Source organism: Vibrio sp. 99-70-13A1, from assembly GCF_013114625.1.
Taxonomy (GTDB): Bacteria; Pseudomonadota; Gammaproteobacteria; order Enterobacterales; family Vibrionaceae; genus Vibrio.
Window position 1 is genome coordinate 21,078 of the sequence record NZ_VTXD01000007.1, and the last position, 18,384, is coordinate 39,461.

At 42.2% G+C, this 18,384-nt stretch carries 12 protein-coding genes; all 12 read right to left on the bottom strand.

The features are described 5' to 3' along the window. Positions 1 to 26: 26 nt before the first annotated feature. The 12 genes from astA to F0226_RS07180 all read right to left on the bottom strand — a co-directional run bounded on the left by astA (position 27) and on the right by F0226_RS07180 (position 18,374). Positions 27 to 1,046 (bottom strand): arginine N-succinyltransferase, encoded by a 1,020-nt coding sequence (gene astA, locus F0226_RS07125; protein ID WP_171734995.1) that lies wholly within the window; start codon positions 1,044 to 1,046, stop codon positions 27 to 29. A gap of 110 nt (positions 1,047 to 1,156) precedes the next feature. Beyond that, complete coding sequence (locus tag F0226_RS07130) at positions 1,157 to 2,368, bottom strand: aspartate aminotransferase family protein (protein WP_171734996.1); 1,212 nt, start codon at positions 2,366 to 2,368, stop codon at positions 1,157 to 1,159. Between the two features lie 400 nt (positions 2,369 to 2,768). Beyond that, positions 2,769 to 3,347 (bottom strand): aminodeoxychorismate/anthranilate synthase component II, encoded by a 579-nt coding sequence (locus F0226_RS07135; RefSeq protein WP_171734997.1) that lies wholly within the window; start codon positions 3,345 to 3,347, stop codon positions 2,769 to 2,771. Between the two features lie 277 nt (positions 3,348 to 3,624). After that, positions 3,625 to 4,518, bottom strand: coding sequence for an endonuclease (locus F0226_RS07140; protein ID WP_253820785.1), 894 nt, complete (start codon positions 4,516 to 4,518; stop codon positions 3,625 to 3,627). Positions 4,519 to 4,565: 47 nt separating this feature from the next. Then, positions 4,566 to 7,955, bottom strand: a complete 3,390-nt coding sequence (locus tag F0226_RS07145; RefSeq protein WP_171734998.1) for an ExeM/NucH family extracellular endonuclease — start codon at positions 7,953 to 7,955, stop codon at positions 4,566 to 4,568. A gap of 165 nt (positions 7,956 to 8,120) precedes the next feature. After that, the gene (locus F0226_RS07150) at positions 8,121 to 11,294 is read right to left on the bottom strand and encodes an ExeM/NucH family extracellular endonuclease (RefSeq protein ID WP_171734999.1); all 3,174 of its coding nucleotides are present in this window, start codon (positions 11,292 to 11,294) and stop codon (positions 8,121 to 8,123) included. Between the two features lie 22 nt (positions 11,295 to 11,316). Next, entirely contained in the window at positions 11,317 to 12,408 is a 1,092-nt protein-coding gene (locus tag F0226_RS07155; RefSeq protein ID WP_171735000.1) for a porin, read from the bottom strand. 399 nt (positions 12,409 to 12,807) lie between these two features. Further along, complete coding sequence (trpS, locus tag F0226_RS07160; RefSeq protein ID WP_171735001.1) at positions 12,808 to 13,824, bottom strand: tryptophan--tRNA ligase; 1,017 nt, start codon at positions 13,822 to 13,824, stop codon at positions 12,808 to 12,810. 176 nt (positions 13,825 to 14,000) lie between these two features. Further along, positions 14,001 to 14,687: a phosphoglycolate phosphatase gene (locus F0226_RS07165; protein ID WP_171735002.1), complete on the bottom strand. Its 687-nt coding sequence runs from the start codon at positions 14,685 to 14,687 to the stop codon at positions 14,001 to 14,003. A 117-nt stretch (positions 14,688 to 14,804) separates the two neighbouring features. Then, positions 14,805 to 15,479, bottom strand: a complete 675-nt coding sequence (gene rpe, locus F0226_RS07170) for a ribulose-phosphate 3-epimerase (RefSeq protein ID WP_171735003.1) — start codon at positions 15,477 to 15,479, stop codon at positions 14,805 to 14,807. Between the two features lie 198 nt (positions 15,480 to 15,677). Next, complete coding sequence (locus F0226_RS07175; protein ID WP_171735004.1) at positions 15,678 to 16,568, bottom strand: Dam family site-specific DNA-(adenine-N6)-methyltransferase; 891 nt, start codon at positions 16,566 to 16,568, stop codon at positions 15,678 to 15,680. Between the two features lie 237 nt (positions 16,569 to 16,805). Further along, a complete protein-coding gene (locus F0226_RS07180) occupies positions 16,806 to 18,374 on the bottom strand; it encodes an AAA family ATPase (RefSeq protein WP_171735005.1) in 1,569 nt (522 codons plus the stop codon). Between the last annotated feature and the right edge of the window lie 10 nt (positions 18,375 to 18,384).

Here is an 18,384-nt window from a genome sequence, read left to right on the forward strand (position 1 = left end):
GCTCCATTAAGAAGCCGAAATCGAACTTACTGAGCTAACATGCGAACAAAGTCGCCTTCTTTGACTTCCAAAGCTTTCGCCACTTCAGGGGATAAAATCACCTTATCGCTTGCTTGATCGTAAGCAGCTTTCGCAGCGGCCGCTCGGAAGTTTTCAAATGAAGTATTACCAATTAAATAATCTTGGGAGCTTGAATGTTCAGCGACCTTCACTTGCGCTCTGATCGAATGACGAACCGATTCAATATTTCGTAAATCACATTCAACGGTAGGACCTGCATCAAAAATGTCGACATAACCTCGGTTGGTGAAACCTTCTCGCTCTAAGAGTTTTAATGCAGGGCGAGTATTATCGTGAACCTGTCCGATTACCGCTTGAGCTTCTTGGCTAAGTAAATTCACGTATATCGGCAACTTAGGCATAAGGTCGGCAATGAAGCCTTTTTTACCTATACCAGTTAAGTAATCTGCCAGCGTGAAATCAATAGAGAAGAAGTGCTCTTGCAACCACTGCCAAAAAGGTGAATTACCATCAGCGTCAGATACGCCACGCATCTCTGCAAAAATCGTTTCGGAGAAACGCTCTGGATGCTCAGACATGATCAAGAAACGGCACTTTGACATCAAACGACCATTCAATCCCCCACGGAAAGATGGACGCAAAAACAAAGTACAAATTTCACTGCAGCCTGTGTAGTTATTACCAAAAGTCAGCAGCTTAACAACATTGTTCACACCCAACTTTTGCGAGGAGTGCACAACCTTACTGATATGGTAAGAATAAAATGGGACGTCCCAACCGATAGAAGCTTCGATACCTGTAGTACCGGCTACTTCTCCCGTTTCGCTATCAACGCCAACCATTAGGTAGCCTTCATCACCAGGTTCGGTGACATTCGCTTTGGAAAAACTGTATTCGGAGTGCGTAATTCGGTTAGTTAAGAGCTCTTCATTTACAGGAAGAGATGTGAATCCATGTCCTGATTCAACGGCGCAAGCATGCAGCGCGTCATAATCAGATAATTTAATAGGGCGAACAACTAGCATCAATATTCCCTCCAGATGCAAAACAGGCCCAAAACTAGACAGTCTGGGCCTTTAGCAAGTCATCATAGAACCGCTCTATGGCGAATATTCTTATGACGCGAGCTTTGAGGCTAAACTAACGTCGCAATTGCTTTGTCTAGTTTTGCTAAGCCTTCTTCAATTTCTTGTTTAGTGATGACAAGTGATGGTGTGAAACGAACGACATTTGCTCCCGCAACCAATACCATCAAGCCTTCTTTACCCGCAGCAACTAATACGTCACGAGCTCGACCTTGCCATTTCTCATTAAGTGCAGCACCTAGCAGTAAGCCTTTACCGCGGACTTCACTGAAAAGCTGGTACTTATCATTTATTTTAGTCAAACCTTCACGGAATAGCGCTTCACGCTCTTTAACACCCGCTAAAGTTTCAGGTTGGCTAACTACATCAACTACCGCTTCTGCTACTGCACAAGCCAACGGGTTACCACCGTAAGTTGAGCCATGAGTACCCACTTTAAGGTGAGGAGCTAAAGCGTCAGTAGTCAGCATTGCACCAATTGGGAAACCGCCACCAAGAGATTTTGCTGTACTAAGAATATCAGGTGTTACCCCTAAACCTTGGTAAGCATAGAAATCACCAGTTCGGCCATTACCTGTTTGTACTTCATCAAAAATAAGAAGTGCATTGTGTTTATCACACAGTTCACGAACAGCATTCATGAATTCAGATGTTGGCGAAATAATACCGCCCTCACCTTGCAGAGGTTCCATCATGATTGCACAAGTGCGCTCAGAGATATGCGCTTCTAAAGCGGCAATATCATTATAAGGTAGATGAGTAACATCGCCTGGTTTAGGACCAAAGCCATCAGAATAAGCTTCTTGACCACCAACCGTTACAGTGAAGAATGTACGACCGTGGAAACCTTGTTTGAATGCAATGATTTCTGATTTTTCAGGTCCATGTACATCAACAGCCCAACGGCGAGCTAATTTAAGTGCCGCTTCATTCGCTTCAGCGCCAGAGTTAGCAAAGAAAACTTTATCAGCAAAGCAAACGTCTGTGAGTTTCTTAGCAAGGCGTAATGCTGGCTCATTGGTCATAACATTACTTAGGTGCCAAATCTTATTTGCTTGCTCAGTCACTGCTTTAACCATTGCAGGATGACAGTGACCTAAACAACTAACTGCGATACCACCAGCAAAGTCGATATACTCTCGACCTTCTTGGTCCCAGACTCGTGCGCCTTCGCCTTTAACTGGAATCATTTCCATTGGGTTATAACAAGGCACCATCACCTCATTAAACAGACTACGTTCTACTTTATTTTCCACTGTCATCGCACATTCCTTTATCGATACCGCATGCTTCGCAAATAAGCGTAATGATTCATAAGTGAGACAAAATTATTTTGTTCCGCTTTTATCCCGCTGCAGCATTGTATTTACATTTAATTAACCATTTCAATAGTGATTTATTCTTTCACATCGGAAAACAACTGAATAAACGTCACTGCCTCTGACTATTTATGCATCAAGTAGTTTGTTTTATGAAGCTTTTTTTATCGAAGGAGGTATTTGGCCGTAACAATACATAGCAAAGACGGCGATATAGCGCTGTCCGCACTAAATACGGCGAATAAGTTTGCAAAGGAGGTATTACGAAATATAGATATAACAAATGTTATAAAAAGTGATCGATGCCCATTAGAGGTCAGGCGCAGAACAAGGAATAAAACACTTAGCGAGCGAGGAAGTTAGCCAGTAACTGGTGTCCCTGTTCTGTTTTAATTGATTCAGGGTGGAATTGAACCGCATCAATTGGCAATGTCTTATGCTGATAACCCATGATTTCATCCATGCTGCCATCTTCAAATTCAGTCCAAGCCGTTAGTTCGAAACAATCAGGTAATGTGCCATTTTTCACAACTAATGAATGATAGCGAGTTACCGTTAATGGATTATTTAAGCTTTGAAAAACACTTCGTCCATTGTGTCTAATTGGAGACGTTTTTCCATGCATAACTTGCCTAGCTCGTACGACTTCACCACCAAAAACTTGGGCAATCGCTTGATGACCTAAACAGACTCCCATTAAAGGCAGTTTACCGGCGAAATACTCTATGGCAGCTAATGAGATTCCAGCATCGTTTGGAGTACAAGGACCAGGAGATATCACTAAGTGAGTAGGTGCGAGGGCTTCAATTCCTGCTATATCAATCTCATCATTACGTACCACTTTCACCGTTGCACCTAACTCACAAAAGTATTGGTACAGGTTATAAGTAAAAGAGTCGTAGTTATCGATGATTAATAGCATGAGTAAATCGTTGACCGTATTGAAGGGAGGACAATAGGGTGTGTATTGTGCAGTAAGAGGCTAGAAAGGCAAGTATTTCTGTTCAAAGGTAAAATATCCAACTATGAAAAATTCCCTATTCCTTGAAGGCTAGAACTCTCTGATACTTGCATTAGCCAAGGAGTCACCAATAAAAAGAAAGGCGCACAAGGCACCTTTCTCTGTTATTGATTCTTTAGTTATTGGCTTCTTATTTAAAACCCGTCACCTAGTAACAAGCATAGCGATGATCTATTCGCTACTTACAATCTTTAGCAAAGATTGAGTCCACCCATTGTGGGTTATCAACGAATGGGTTTCGGTTACCTTGAATCTCTTGAATTTTAGTGTTTCTATTAAATTCAAATTCATCTACTGCATCTTGGGTATTCCAAGCCAGTAACGTACACACATTCCCTAGAGCAGTACCGTTATCTACCACTGTTGGTACTAATTCTAGATCTGGTGTCTTAGAGTCATTACCTTCATAACGTGTTGCCATGTAGAAGATCATACGAGCAACGTCGCCTTTCACTTGATCACGAGGCTCAAATGAGTCGCCATCACTGTAGTTTCCAGGCGCTTCAGTTAACTCACTTCCGCCGTTATCAAACTCTAAATTCCCACGCTTGCTGTTCACAGACTCATCTGTAGGACGAAGGTGATGGATATCGGTATAGCCGTAAGCACTCTTATCGTTGAATCCACCATTTGATTTCGGGTAAGTATGTTCACGGTTCCAGTTATCCTGACCTAAACTGCCTTGACCTGTCTTCTGCCCTTTCTCTTGCGAGCGACCGGTATACATTAGAATAACGTTGTTACTGTTATTCGGATCTTCATCCGTTTTATCTAATGCATCCCACACATCAAAGCTGCTAGATGAATACGATAATTTAGTAATACCAGTAGAAATAATACTATTCAGGGCAGCTTTCAATTCATCGCCTGATTTGTCTAACGCGCTATCGTAGTAACCATTTGGGTTATGTATCTCACCTGGTGGTACTGGCGGCTCTACAATTGTCATTTCACACGTTACCGATGGAATACCACCAACAACATGTGGATCATGAGCTTGTTCATAAGCTGCCGTTGCGACAGAGGCATACGCACATGGGATAAGTAATGTAAGTAATGTTTTTTTCATCATAATATTTCGATTAGGGGCGAATTCACCCCTCTCCTATCAGCAACGAGTTATTTGAACTTACGACGTAAGAAGCCAAGACCTAATAGGCTTAATAAGCCACCTAAGCCAAATGAACCACCGTCGCTATCGCTGCTACTTTTCGCAACTTGAACGGTTTTTGTCTCAAGTACACTGCCTGCAACACTCGTGGTTACTGTGTATTCACCTGCTCCCACTCCTGTAATTGGTACTTCCGTCCAACCGAAGGCAATTTCAAACTGATCAAGAACGTCTTTCTGCACATTAGAAGAAGTCGCCACAAATGCTTGAGTTGCATTGCTGAAGCTTACTGACACTTCATCACCTACTTTAAGGTAAGCAGAATCAGCGTATTGAGTCAGATCAACGAAGTAATCAAAACCACCGTCTGTCGGTGCTTCGAATCGAGGTTCATTCAATGGCTCAGATGGAAGCTCAATTGGTGTACCAGGCACAATTGGTTGATCCGGGTTACCAGGATAGATAGGGTCAACTGGCTCTAGTGGCTTGCCATCAAAATCAATGGAAAGAACAACAGGATCATGTGCCGCTGAACGGTACACATCAGTATATTTTTGTCCTGTTTCATGGTCTGCACCAAACACTTCAGACTCACCAGCGTTTATGTTCCACTGGGTTGCTCCGATAACTTTTGTTTTCAAACCCGCAGAGGTTAAAATGTAATCTAAGCTTCCGCTTTCATCCCCTTTAACTACGTTGTAGCTATTCGGTTCAACGATTTCTAAAACATTTTCATAACCATAGCTTTCAGTCACTACTGAACCATCTGCACCGTGTAAAGGTGTATCACCAATATAGGTATTTGCTGCGGTTTTGATTTCGTAGCCTTCTGGAGCATCAGTACGATCTGTTAATACAGTAATCGCATCTTCGTTATTGTAAGCATTCAAGCTACCTAGAATAACCTTCTCGCCCTCAAGGTTTGCTAACTGTTGACCTAAATAATCAGCAGCAGAGACTCGTAAACTTCCACACGCACCTTGGCTATCAGTTTCAGCACTATCTTCTGAACACGTTTGTTCTTTGGATGCAAAGTGGTTGAGCGCAACCACCAATTTCTCTTCACGGTCTTTAAATGAGAACACAGGAACAACAGCATCATGTTGTGCTGTCATCGTATCATCCGCATTTTTTTGAGAAGGCATTGGGATGACTTGCAATGAATCAAGACCAACCTTATTCGCACGGAAAATAACGTAGTTACTTGTCGCCAGCGTACCTACGTGAGTTAGCCCTTCACTACTTGCAACGTGGTACTGATCAATCTCATCTAATTCAGCGTTTAGTTGTGTCACTAGATAAGCAATCGCAGAACTTTCTTCAAAACCATTATTTTCAACTTCCATCAAACCAACAATGTCAGCATTTAATGACTTCAAAGCAGAAACGAGTTTAAGCGTTTGATGATCAAATTCCGTTGAACTTTGAGCTCCTGGGTGAGCATCCGCTTCTAAATATTGATTGGTTTCACCGCTGCCTTCTAAACTATTGATGTACTGGTTAGCGTTGAAAGTGGCAATACGAATATCGCCATTATCAAGAACAGGTTCGGCTTTACGCTTACTGTTATCAGCGGCGAAACTATCCTTAGTAACATTTTCGGTTACATAGAAACGATAATCTGAGTAAGAGTAACCCACGACGCCTTGAACGCTACTCGCAAGATCGCCAACGCGGATAAAGTCCTCAGTTGTGCCATCTTGGTCTACATCGGTTTGACCAAAGTCAGGGTACCAAGCAGGAGCCCCAACCGTATCTTTTGTAAATGATTCAACCACTAAGCGATTATCATCATTACAATCAGCAGCTTGTTTAGCTTCTTGCGTACCAGGGAAGAAAGATTGGTTCGGGTGAACATTAATTTCACCTTGGCTTAGAACCATGTTGAATCGCTGTGGCCCTTCATCAAAACTGTAGTTACGCGACACTTTCATATCAGAAGCAGAGGTCAGCTTAACTAGCATGCCTTCGTGACGTTCAAGGGTGAAGTCAAATTCAGGATCACTCGATGCGATAGATAATTCAGTTGCGGTAACAGTACCCGTTCCAACCGTTTCAATCGCTGTAGCAGGAATTTGTGTCCAGCCAAAGTTCTCTTCTACAGGACCAGTGACTTTGACTTTATCGCCCAGAGCTAAACCTGAAACATCACCCACAACAAAGATGCCGTCCGATGTTTTTGGATCGCTGTCAGGTGTTTCATCTTGCATATAGAAACCAACTGCAACATCACCATCTAAAGCTTCGCTTTGAATTGCAGTGATCACACCAACGACAGTGAACGCTTCATTTGAAATAAATTGTCCGTTTGCTGGGTCGGTATATGGCGAAGCCCAAGAATTACCCTGAAGCTCACTGATCAATGTATCTGGTGTTGGCTCCGGATCGGGATCAGGATCTGGGTCAGGGTCTGGATCTGGGTTGCCGCCACCTAGGTCAACATTACCAATATCGGTCCAATCATCTTGATCTAACGTTTCAAATTTAGCAGGGTCATAAGCTGTGCTAGCCGTCATCGTAGTACGCTTCAAAGTTACGTTTTTATTGTAATCCGTATCATTCACGTAACCCAAAATATCGACAATAGAACCATCTTTAAATAAGGCAATAGAGTCATCACCGTTAAAATAAGTGATGCTTCCTGTACCATCCGATTTATCTAACAAATCCGCTACAGCGCTAGAGTTAGCAACCACATAAGTCTCTCCAGCTTGAAGCGTGACTCCAGCTAGATCAAACTCATTTCCCCAGTCACCACTACCATTTGATTCCATCATCAAGCTGTAGCCATCCAGTGTTACAGCAGTAGAACCCACATTCGCTATCTCGATAGCTTTATTGCTGCCTGAACCCTCAACAACTTCAGTGATAAGAATATTTTCAGCCGGAGCACCTAGCTCGACGTTACCGAAATCGCTCCAATCATCTTTATCAACTACTTCAAATTTAGATGCATCGTATGACTCGCTTGGAGTTAGATCAGTTCGGCGTAATGTGACATCTTTATTGAAGTTTTCGCCATCGCCAGCACCCACAATATCAATAATTGTATCGCCTTGCTTGACCGCAACAGCATCATTTCCGTTGAAGTAAGTAACCGTCGATTCGACATTGCCTTTACCTTTTAACTCTGCATCGGCACTTGCGTTGACTATTACATAGGTTTCTCCAGAGGCTAAAGTTACACCATCTAGTGCCTCTTTATTTCCCCAGTCTCCCCCATTTGCTGCCAATTCAACAGTATAGCCATCTAGTGTCACAGAAGCAGAGCCAACATTGGCTACCTCGATAGCTTTATTACTACCAGAACCTTCTGTAATTTCAGAAATAATAATATTGGCGTTTGCCGTTGGAACAAGAACAGCCCCTACCGCAAGTGCTATTAAACTCTTTTTCATTATGATTCCTCTTATTGCACCAAGATTAAAATTTGGTGCTGAGTATTCTTAACTTAGACGTACAGCAATGCCTTCTATGATTGAGATAAGACTGAAGGGCAATACTGTACTTGATATAAATATGAATAAGGCTAGCAAATGCTAGCCTTATTATTGAGTGCGTAATTAGCTACGACGGCGGCGTAAGAAGCCAAGACCAATCAATGATAAAAGTGCACCAAAACCAAAACTACCACCTGAACCATCAGATGATGGGTAGATAGGTTTTACGTTGCTTGAATCACGCTTAGTCACTTCAACAGACATCGCCATTGAGTCGATCGTGCTTGATGCGGCAGTTGCTTGGCTCGCAACCGCGCGTTTTAGCGTCATGTTGATTGAGTAAGAACCCGCATCAAGACCTGCAACATCAAACATCACTGTTTGAGCACCATCTGAACCTAACGTTACTTTTGGTAGCGCTACGTTCTCAGGAAGTGGTGAAATTGTGATTTCAGCAATATCTCCTGCTTTTGCTTCAGCTGAAACTGGGAAACCAATATCAGCACGGCCGCTCTTAGTTGCAATAGTGATAGCCGACTCACCAGCTTCACCGTACTTATAACCAAGACTTACAATTGCAGAGTCATGGTCAGAAGAGCGGAACGGTGTTTCAGCGTAGAATGGGTTTGCTTCATTCTCATCGCCACCTTTGTACTTGCTGTTGTAATCAAACAGCGAAGACTCAGGTGCATTAATGTGCCAATCAACAGCATCAACTAAACGATCTTCAAGAGAGCTTGTAATAAGCATATGATCCAAAGAACCTACTTCATCGTTGTACGAGTAGCTCCAAGATGTTTTGCCTTCTTCAGTTTTCAGATCAACTGCATTTAGGAAACCAAATGTTTGAGTGACACGTTGTCCATCTACTGCCGATGGCTGCTTGCCAAGGAAAGTATATGAAGATGCGTAGATCTCTTTATTTGTTGGGTTACTGGTTAGAACAAGCATTGGATCTTCATTCGCGTATGAGTTCATATCACCCAATACAACTTGATCCCCACCGATTTTCGCCATTTCAGTACCTAATTGGTACGCAGCCGCTACTCGGAAGTTTTCACAAGAACCTTGGTAATCATCATTGCGAACATCATCTTTTGCAGGGTCAAAGTTGCTCCATGTTTCCCAACCAACCCAGTCTTCGTAACAAGTAGAACCTTTAGATTTCAAGTGGTTTACTGAAACCGTTAGCTGTTTACCGGTATTTAATACACTGAAGGTTGCGGCAACCGTATTACGTTGATAGTTGTCACCGCTTTCACGAATCTCACCTTTAGAATCAACAATCGCTGCGCCATTTTCATCCACAATCATTGGAGCATGCTGCTCTGGCATTGGGATTACAGTACCTGAAATAACCGATACTTTTGACGGACGGTAGATAATACCAGTAGTAATAGCATCGCTGCCTACCGTATCTTGCTCATCAAGAATCACATCGCCATTTTTATCGAAACCAACAAAAACATAGCGGTTATGAATCGAGTTTTGGTTTCCACGGTCACCATAATCTTCGTCGTAGTATTTTTCGTTTATTGCAGACAGTAATTCTGTAATCGCGCTGAAATCACCAAATCCGTTGTTCTCAATTTCCATCAAACCAAGAATATCTGCATCTAGGCCGTAGATTGCTGAAACAAGCTTCGCTTGCTGACGTTCAAACTCTTGCTGAGACTCTGCACCACGGTTGTCACCGAATGAGTTATCAGAACCACCATAAGGTGAGTTAAAGTAGTTAAGTACGTTTTGAGTCGCGACTTTAATGGTAAAGCCATCGTCACCGTAGCTTTCATCAATTACAGGCGCATTGGTACGGTCTGTATTATGAACAAAAGAAACAGAACTGTTATTTGAGCTTTCTAATGTTTTAGGTACTGTGATGTTGAAATCACCGTATGAATAGCCAATAACACCCGTTAAACCAACTACGCTGTCATTAATACGAACGTAATTGTTTTGTGGATCTGAAGCAAAATCAGAGTAGTAAGGGATCTGACCATTTGGAGCTTTACCATCTGATTCAAGGATCAAACGGAAATCATCATTTTCAGCAGCTTGACCCATAGAGTCAATTGAACCAGCAATATGATCTTGGTTTGGTTGAGCATTTGGACGCTTGTAAGCTAGTACCATGTTGTTACGGAAAGCATCGTAGTCGAAGCTAAAGCTACGAGATACACGCATATCTTGGTTGCCTTCTTCTGTTGCATCCATATCAGCAACAGTTTTAACCAACATACCTTCATAACGTTCTAGAGTAGATTCAAAAGTCGTATCACTTGCAATACGCTTCATTTCTACTGGCGTTACCGTAACAGGTGTCGCCTCTAGTACTTCCCACTTGTCGTCTTCAGCAACAAGCTGAGTCAAGCCATAGTTTTCTTTAACTTTTGCTACAACACACACTTTCTGACCGACCATGCTGTCAGAAGCCGTTGCTGTAGGTACAAAAATACCATCAGAACTTAATTCTTTTCCGTCAGCATTTTCGTCATATAGGTAGAAACCTTTTGATGGGTAGCTTGTTACAGCAGAAACAATACCAGTTACTTTAAACAGGTCTGTCGATTCATAGCTGCCAGATGGAATCAGTGGAGAGAATTTACCTTCACCTTGCACTTCACCAATAAGCTTGCTCTCAACACCTGTTGCATCTGTACATACTTGCTCTACAGGTACAACCACAGGATCATCATTAACATCCGTAGGGTGACCTAAACCACCAAACGCATCTTTTCCAAACTCTTCCCACTCTGATTCATTGTAAGTAGAAGATTGAGAGCTACCAGCTTTACGACGCATGGTCTTGTCAACCCAAAGCTTATCGCCTGAATGACCATATGTAGCAAAGATATCTTTAACATTCGCTTCTGAAGAATCCGTGCCTAACCAAACGGCATCATCGCCATTAAAGTTCATCGCATTATGGCTAACTTGATCAAAAGTTCCCGCCACAACTAATGCATCTTCACCACCAAGGCGTTCGATGTATAAACGAATATCAGCGCCAGCTTCACCATTCAGTACGACGATACTTTTACCTGGCTGAAGAGTGATACCTTGCAGTACGTTATCGCCATTTGGCGCTTTAATTTGGTTCTTATATGAAGAGTAGTAAAGCGACAATGTGCCATCGAAGGTATGAGCAGTTGTACCTGTGTTACTGATTTCAACCGCTTTATTGTTAGCAGACCCTTCGACGTACTCTGTAATTAATACGTCATTAACATCTGCCAGCGCTGCACCACTTAGTACACCACTAATCGCACCAGCAAGTAGAGTTATTTTCTTGTTCATTATTAGATTCTCTCTGATTGGATTAGAAGTAAACGCGAGCGTATGCGTATGCGTCTTGCGCTGCATCACCGGTATTCATTTCAAGTGCAATGATGCTTGAAGTCGTCGGTTTGTAGTTCACACCAATAGTGCCCCACGTACGATCATCACCCCAGCTCTTATGATCACTTACATCAGAGCTCGCATTATCAATTGACCACTGTTCATATTCTTCAAAGTTGTATGACGCAGTAAATTCCCATGTTTTAGAGAACTTATACTTAGCCGATGCTAGGTAACCTTTATTCTCTAAAGTTTGGTAATTGCTATTAATGTAAGTTTTTTCGCCTGTGATTGGGTCTGTCGATACCAGCGTTCTATCTTGAGCAATATCTTCTTCTTCAATATAAGCATTTACACCTAGGTGAATATCATCAGTGACTGCCAAACGAGCACCGAAACCTAATAATTGTTGCTCACCGTACTTAGATGCACCATCAGAGCCAGCACGACCTTCTAAGCCAACAACAGCAGATAAGCGATCACCGAAGTAACCAACATAACCATTCACAATATCGCCAAGTTCAGAACCAGAAGAAGATTCAGCGCGGTTAGTGTAAGAGACACCGACTTCAATCCCGCTAAAGTATTTACCTTCATATTTAACCGTCATATCTTGGTCGCCGGCTTCGCCAGTTTCAACCGTAGTGTCAAACGTAAAGTCACCCCATTTATCGTAATCATCAAAAGCAGTATCGGTTAAACCAACTTCTACGTAATGAGAGTAAACATCACTCTTATATAAGTCGTACCCAATAAATACTTTATCGATCGCCAGAACCATATCGCCAGTGCCGTAAGCCCAGTTTTCACGTTCGTAATCTAGCTCTAAACGGTAATGCATTTTATCGTTCTTACCCTTCACACCCATAGTTGCGAAAGAGTCGTCTACATAATTTTGGTCTGCATAAAATTCGCCGTATTCGTAGTTAGCACCAATGTGACCACCAACCCCTACTTCACCATATAGCTTAACGAAATCACCATTATCAGCTTCGTAAATAGTGACTGCATTCGCGCTAGCCGCTACAAATAAAGAAGACAAAGCCAATGCAATAGCATTCTTTGAAGTCATTTTAAAAATCCTTATCTAAGACATTATTCTATTTAACGGCTTGGTAAGTTTGGCGAAGGCATTCATTGCAATTTTGAATACAATAAAATAGAAGAATACAACGCAGACCACTCATACAAACCAGTAGATGCTGCGTAATATCCCCTTTTTATGTAACAGTAAGAAGTCATCCATGTTACAAATGAGACTCTTATCACTAGTAAAACTTTTTTTTTATGAGGGACCATTTTTTTTCAACAGATAACGTTATTAGTGCGATTAAATTGTAAGCAAATGCGTTTTATTTTGACGAACCCCTCAGAATTTAATAATCAGTAACAATTTTATGGAACTTTATTTTTTGTTCACGCACAAAAAAACCGCCTAAGTCGGCGGTTTATTTTAAGCAGAATCAAGTATCTAAGGGCGAGATACAAAACCCACAGCTTCATAAGCTTTTTTCAAAGTAACGGCTGCACGTTCTGATGCTTTCTCAGCACCCGCTTTCATTACTGCATCCATATAAGCACGGTCAGCACGGATACGATGATATTCAGATTGGATTGGCTCAAGCATTTCTACGATAGCTGCGCCGACATCTTTCTTGAATGGACCGTACATTTCAACACCTTGGTACTGCGCTTCAATCTCTTCAAACGTTTTCCCCGTCGCCGCCGAGTAAAGACCCATTAGGTTAGAGATACCCGCTTTGTTCTCCCAATCATGAGCAATACGTGGTGGTGTTTCTGCATCCGTTTGCGCTTTGTTGATCTTCTTGATGATCGACTTAGGCTCTTCTAGCAGAGTAATCACATTCTTACGGTTGTCATCTGACTTAGACATCTTCTTAGTCGCATCTTGCAAGCTCATTACACGTGCATTCACTGTTGGAATGTAAGGTTCTGGTACTTGGAAGATTGGCGCTTCAGGGCCGTAGATGTTGTTAAAGCGAGTTGCGATATCACGCGCTAGCTCTAAGTGTTGTTTCTGGTCGCTACCTACTGGCACTTGGTGAGCGCCGTAAAGTAGGATGTCTGCAGCCATCAACACTGGGTAATCGTATAGGCCTACGTTTACGTCATTTGAGTGACGTGCAGACTTATCTTTAAACTGAGTCATACGGCTCAGTTCACCCATTTGTGTGTAACAGTTAAGAAGCCAACCAAGTTGAGCATGCTCTGGTACGTGTGACTGAACAAATAGCGTGCTCTTCTTTGGATCAACACCGACAGCAAGACAGATTGCTAATGCGTCTAGAGTCGCTTCATGCAGTGCTTTCGGATCTTGGCGAACCGTAATTGCGTGAAGGTCTACAACACAGTATTGGCAATCGTAATCATCTTGCATCTGTTGCCATTGACGTAGAGCACCCAAGTAGTTACCGATACTTAGTTCACCAGATGGTTGAACACCACTCAATACGATGGGCTTGCTCATGGTTTTAATTCCTTTGCTTGTTCGCTAAGCTCGTTAACTTAGTTTCTTAACGTAGTATCTGAAAAACTTAGCTTCTTAACTTTAAAATAGAAAAGCCGCACAGCTCTTCTGTGCGGCTCATCCAGTGTACTCATTGACAAGTATTTTGCTAGTAGGTTCGCTAACTTTTGTCCGCTTTATGCTGAAACTAGAACGACATCTAGTAATTGCGCAATGTTGTCTGCGACATAGTCAGGGTTTGATGCTGAAATTGGTTCGCCATGGTTGTAACCATAAGTCAGACCAAACGAGTGACAGCCTGCATTCTTAGCTGCTTTGATGTCATTGCTTGAATCACCCACCATCAACATTTCTTCTGGTTTTACACCATGCTTTTCTAGTAACCAATTTAATGCGACTGGGTTCGGTTTTTTCTCTGGGAAAGAGTCGCCGCCCAAGACATCAACAAAGTACTTATCGATACCGTGCTGTGCCAAAACATCAGGCACGAATTTAGATGGCTTGTTGGTAACAAGTGCCATAGTGAAACCCGCTTTGTTCAACTCAGCTAGCGTTTCTTTTACTGATGGGTATAAATGACTCAACTTATGACCACTTCTTTCATAGAAGTCATCAAATAGAATACGGGCTTTTTTAAGCAATTCAGGTTCTAATTCAGAGCTTACCGTAATACTGCGGCTAAGTGAGCGCCCGATAAGAACATCAGCGCCGTTACCTACATAGTCACGAACTTCTTCTTCGCTTACGGCTGAAAAACCTAACTCTTGGCAGGCTTGGTCTGCTGCTACCGCTAAATCAGGTACGCTATCTAACAGGGTTCCATCCAAATCAAATGCGATTAATTTTATTGAGCTTAATGACATCTTACTTTCCTATTTATTATATTCGCCCCATGCGCTAAGCATGAGACGAAAAAAAGGGGCTAATTAGCCCCTTAATCTAAATTTATGATTTTAGGTCAACAGACCGTAGTTCTACTTTTATGCGTTAACTTTTGCAAGCTCTACACGCATTTGATCAACGACTTCTTTGTAATCAGGTTGATTGAAGATAGCGGAACCAGCAACGAACATATCAGCGCCTGCTTCTGCAATTTCACGGATGTTATCAACCTTCACACCACCATCAATCTCAAGGCGGATATCACGACCTGACTCATCAATAAGCTTACGAACAGCGCGCAACTTGTCTAGTGTATGTGGAATGAAAGATTGGCCGCCAAAACCTGGGTTAACAGACATCAGTAGAATCATGTCTACTTTGTCCATAATGTAATCTAGGCAAGAAAGAGGAGTTGCAGGGTTCAGTACAACACCTGCTTTACAACCGTGTTCTTTGATAAGTTGTAGAGTACGGTCAACGTGCTCAGACGCTTCAACGTGGAAAGTAATCATTGATGCGCCGGCTTTGGCAAACTCAGGAACAATGCTGTCCACTGGCTTAACCATTAGGTGAACATCGATAGGAGCAGTGATGCCGTAGTCGCGTAATGCTTTACAAATTGGAGCACCAAAAGTCAGGTTAGGTACGTAGTGGTTGTCCATCACATCAAAGTGCACAACGTCAGCACCAGCTGCGAGTACTCTTTCTACGTCTTCACCAAGACGAGCAAAATCTGCAGACAAAATAGATGGAGCGATGAGAAAATCTTTCATACCTGACCTCTTAAGAGTGAGTAAATTGCATTCGTAGCAGCATCATCAAGAATAAGAAAGACAATACTATCTAGGCGGCAATTCTACCTAAGCGATTAAGCAGATCCTAGCAGTTCAATAGATTTGTTTATCAAAGTGTCCGTGGAGACACTTTAATTGACCTGTCTAAAGGTGGTTCCATAACTTACATTCGAAAGCTTAAACATCTTTAGATGATGAAGAGTCTGTAGAAGTTCGCTCTTCACTCTCAAGGGAAGAATGCTGCTGATTCTTTTCGGCATGGAATAGTGCCAGTAGCTCATTCACTTTATTTCGTCCTGAGCCTTTACTGCTTATCGTGCGTTTTACTTTAACCACACTCAGGTCTGCACCGTGGTATAAACGGCGCGTGAGGGTTGTGTCATGGTTAGAGATTAAAACGGGAATATCACGTTCCATTGCCGCTTTTTCTGCAATATCGGCTAACGCCGCTTGGTCATCTAAAGAAAAACCATTGCCTGAATAAGAAGTGAAATTCGCAGTAGTCGATAGTGGCGCGTACGGCGGATCACAATAAACAACACACCCTTTGCGAGCTCGGCTAAAAGTCTCTGAATAGCCTTCACAAACGAATGTTGCTTTCTTCGATTTTTCAGAAAAAAATTCTAATTCAGCTTCAGGGAAATAAGGTTTTTTGTATGAACCAAAAGGGACGTTAAAACCACCTTTTTTGTTATAACGGCATAGGCCATTAAAACCGAAACGATTCATATAAAGGAATGCAAGAGAACGGTACATCACGTTATCAGTAGCGTTGAATTGAGCTCGTATATCTAAATACGCTTCTTTGCGGTTATTTTCAGCACAAAACCAACGCTTCGATTCCGCTATATAAGTGTCAGGATCGGTCTTTAACAGATTGTAAAGGTTGATTAAATCTGGGTTGATATCTGCAAGCAAGTACTGGTCATAATCTGTATTCAGAAACACAGAGCCAGCGCCAATAAAGGGCTCAACTAGCTTACGAGCAGGTGGCAGGTGGCGTTTGATATCTTCAACTAGGCCATATTTACCACCAGCCCATTTTAGAAAGGCACGCTGCTTTTTCATTTACTGCTCTGTCTATCAACCAAAAAATAAGGCTGCGGAATGTAACATATTTTCGACCTAAGCTCAGTTATTTATTACTGAGCTTAGCTATTTATTGTTGAGCCCAGTTATTTATTGCTGAGCTTGGCTCTTTCTTACCATGCTTCTTTATTTACTACTCACCGTCAGCTTATTTACTAAAGAACCATGAAACTTGATCCGTTATCTTTCGAGTAAATAGGCGTAAAGAGCCACTAACTATTTCACTCGATCAATTTCTCGGTGAACTTGGTTAAGTGACTTAGCCCAAGGACCTAAATTCTGTAGATCTTTAGGTAAGGTTTCTACTGAATCTCGAGCAACTTGTATGGTTGGGTAATCTTGGTAAACAATGATGAACCACTCTGCTCCATTTCTTACTGTAGGGTAAATACGAGCTTGATCTTGAATACTATATTGCTCAATGAATGACTGTACATCTTCTAAAGAAGTCATTGCACCAAGTTGCAATGTATAAGCTCTCGGTGACAATGCTTTCAGCTCTTCCCTAGCAAAAGAAAAAGTAATCGTTTTATTCGGTGCTGTTTCTTGCTCGTTTACACCTTCAGCTTGGACCACAGCATCACTACTAGAAGGACTTAGTGGCTGTTGAACATTGTCTTGATTAGTTATCTCCTGCTGAACGTTATTTTCAGGCACAAGCACGGATACCGTATTTTCTTCAACTGCAGCTTCTATGGTACTTGTGTCTACACTTTCTGGCTTATCATCTAATAAAGCGTCCACCACATCAGAAGTAATAACCACTCGCTGTTGATCTTGCGAAACAGTACCAACCCCTGTCATATCTTCAATAATTACCGGAGGTAAAGCTGATGAATCATCCGTTGCACCTTCATAGCTCGGGTCAAGTGATTGCTCACCCGACTGATTGTTAGCGGTATCAATTTGAACATCACTCGAGCCATCAGTAGCAACTTCTAGAGTGGGAATTGCCGTTTGCTCAGTAGGAGAAATCAAGGCTTGAGCTTTATCATCGGGTGATGGCTGGCTCAACATCCACCAGTAACCTCCTCCAATGATCACTAAAAGCAATATAACCAACAAAGCTATCGTGGTTGGTGACCCAATAATCGAACGAATAATAATCCTTTTTTCCACTTTCAACTCTCCTAGAGCCATAAGGTCGCCGGGGATAGGCTTGGTTTTCTTAAATGCTGAACGCACTCTTTTTTCAGAATCATCATCTACATAACGAATGACCAAAGATTCAAAAAACTGCTCTGCTTCCACTTGCGAAAGCACATCTATTTCCAGGTCAATCGGTTTATGGTCTTGCCCATAGCTTAAACGAGTTAGTAAAGCATCTAAATTACCGACTTCAGAAAACAGAACAATATTGATATTCCAAATAGGGTTCGCTTGGGCTTCAAGTACTAACATCCAAAGTTCTGAAACCAATACTTCTGTCAATTGATGAGCGTCATCGATAACAATGACCACATCGCACGACTCCCCATCCAATAACCGAGTCAGGCTATCTGATAATGAATCTTGCTGATTAAAGAGGGGATCTGAGACGATTTGACTAAGGAGTAAAGCACGACGTTGTTGATCATCTTGACTGGGGTGGCACAAGAGAAGGCATTGGTTCTGTTCACTCGCCCACGCTTCAAGGTAGCGTTGCGCTAACCAAGATTTACCAGAGCCAGGTTGACCAGCAACCGTCACCAAATTAGAACCAAAATTAGTAAGCAGCTGTAACCTCTCAAGCAATTCTACTTGAGATTCTAGTTCCAACACTCTTACTTCATGAGCCAAACTCATTGGATATCCT

Excerpts from the sequence above, each read along its gene's own strand:
- astA (WP_171734995.1), bottom strand. The coding sequence starts at position 1,046 with ATGCTAGTTGTTCGCCCTATTAAATTATCTGATTATGACGCGCTGCAT.
- F0226_RS07130 (WP_171734996.1), bottom strand. The coding sequence starts at position 2,368 with ATGACAGTGGAAAATAAAGTAGAACGTAGTCTGTTTAATGAGGTGATG.
- F0226_RS07135 (WP_171734997.1), bottom strand. The coding sequence starts at position 3,347 with ATGCTATTAATCATCGATAACTACGACTCTTTTACTTATAACCTGTAC.
- F0226_RS07140 (WP_253820785.1), bottom strand. The coding sequence starts at position 4,518 with ATGATGAAAAAAACATTACTTACATTACTTATCCCATGTGCGTATGCC.
- F0226_RS07145 (WP_171734998.1), bottom strand. The coding sequence starts at position 7,955 with ATGAAAAAGAGTTTAATAGCACTTGCGGTAGGGGCTGTTCTTGTTCCA.
- F0226_RS07150 (WP_171734999.1), bottom strand. The coding sequence starts at position 11,294 with ATGAACAAGAAAATAACTCTACTTGCTGGTGCGATTAGTGGTGTACTA.
- F0226_RS07155 (WP_171735000.1), bottom strand. The coding sequence starts at position 12,408 with ATGACTTCAAAGAATGCTATTGCATTGGCTTTGTCTTCTTTATTTGTA.
- trpS (WP_171735001.1), bottom strand. The coding sequence starts at position 13,824 with ATGAGCAAGCCCATCGTATTGAGTGGTGTTCAACCATCTGGTGAACTA.
- F0226_RS07165 (WP_171735002.1), bottom strand. The coding sequence starts at position 14,687 with ATGTCATTAAGCTCAATAAAATTAATCGCATTTGATTTGGATGGAACC.
- rpe (WP_171735003.1), bottom strand. The coding sequence starts at position 15,479 with ATGAAAGATTTTCTCATCGCTCCATCTATTTTGTCTGCAGATTTTGCT.
- F0226_RS07175 (WP_171735004.1), bottom strand. The coding sequence starts at position 16,568 with ATGAAAAAGCAGCGTGCCTTTCTAAAATGGGCTGGTGGTAAATATGGC.
- F0226_RS07180 (WP_171735005.1), bottom strand. The coding sequence starts at position 18,374 with ATGAGTTTGGCTCATGAAGTAAGAGTGTTGGAACTAGAATCTCAAGTA.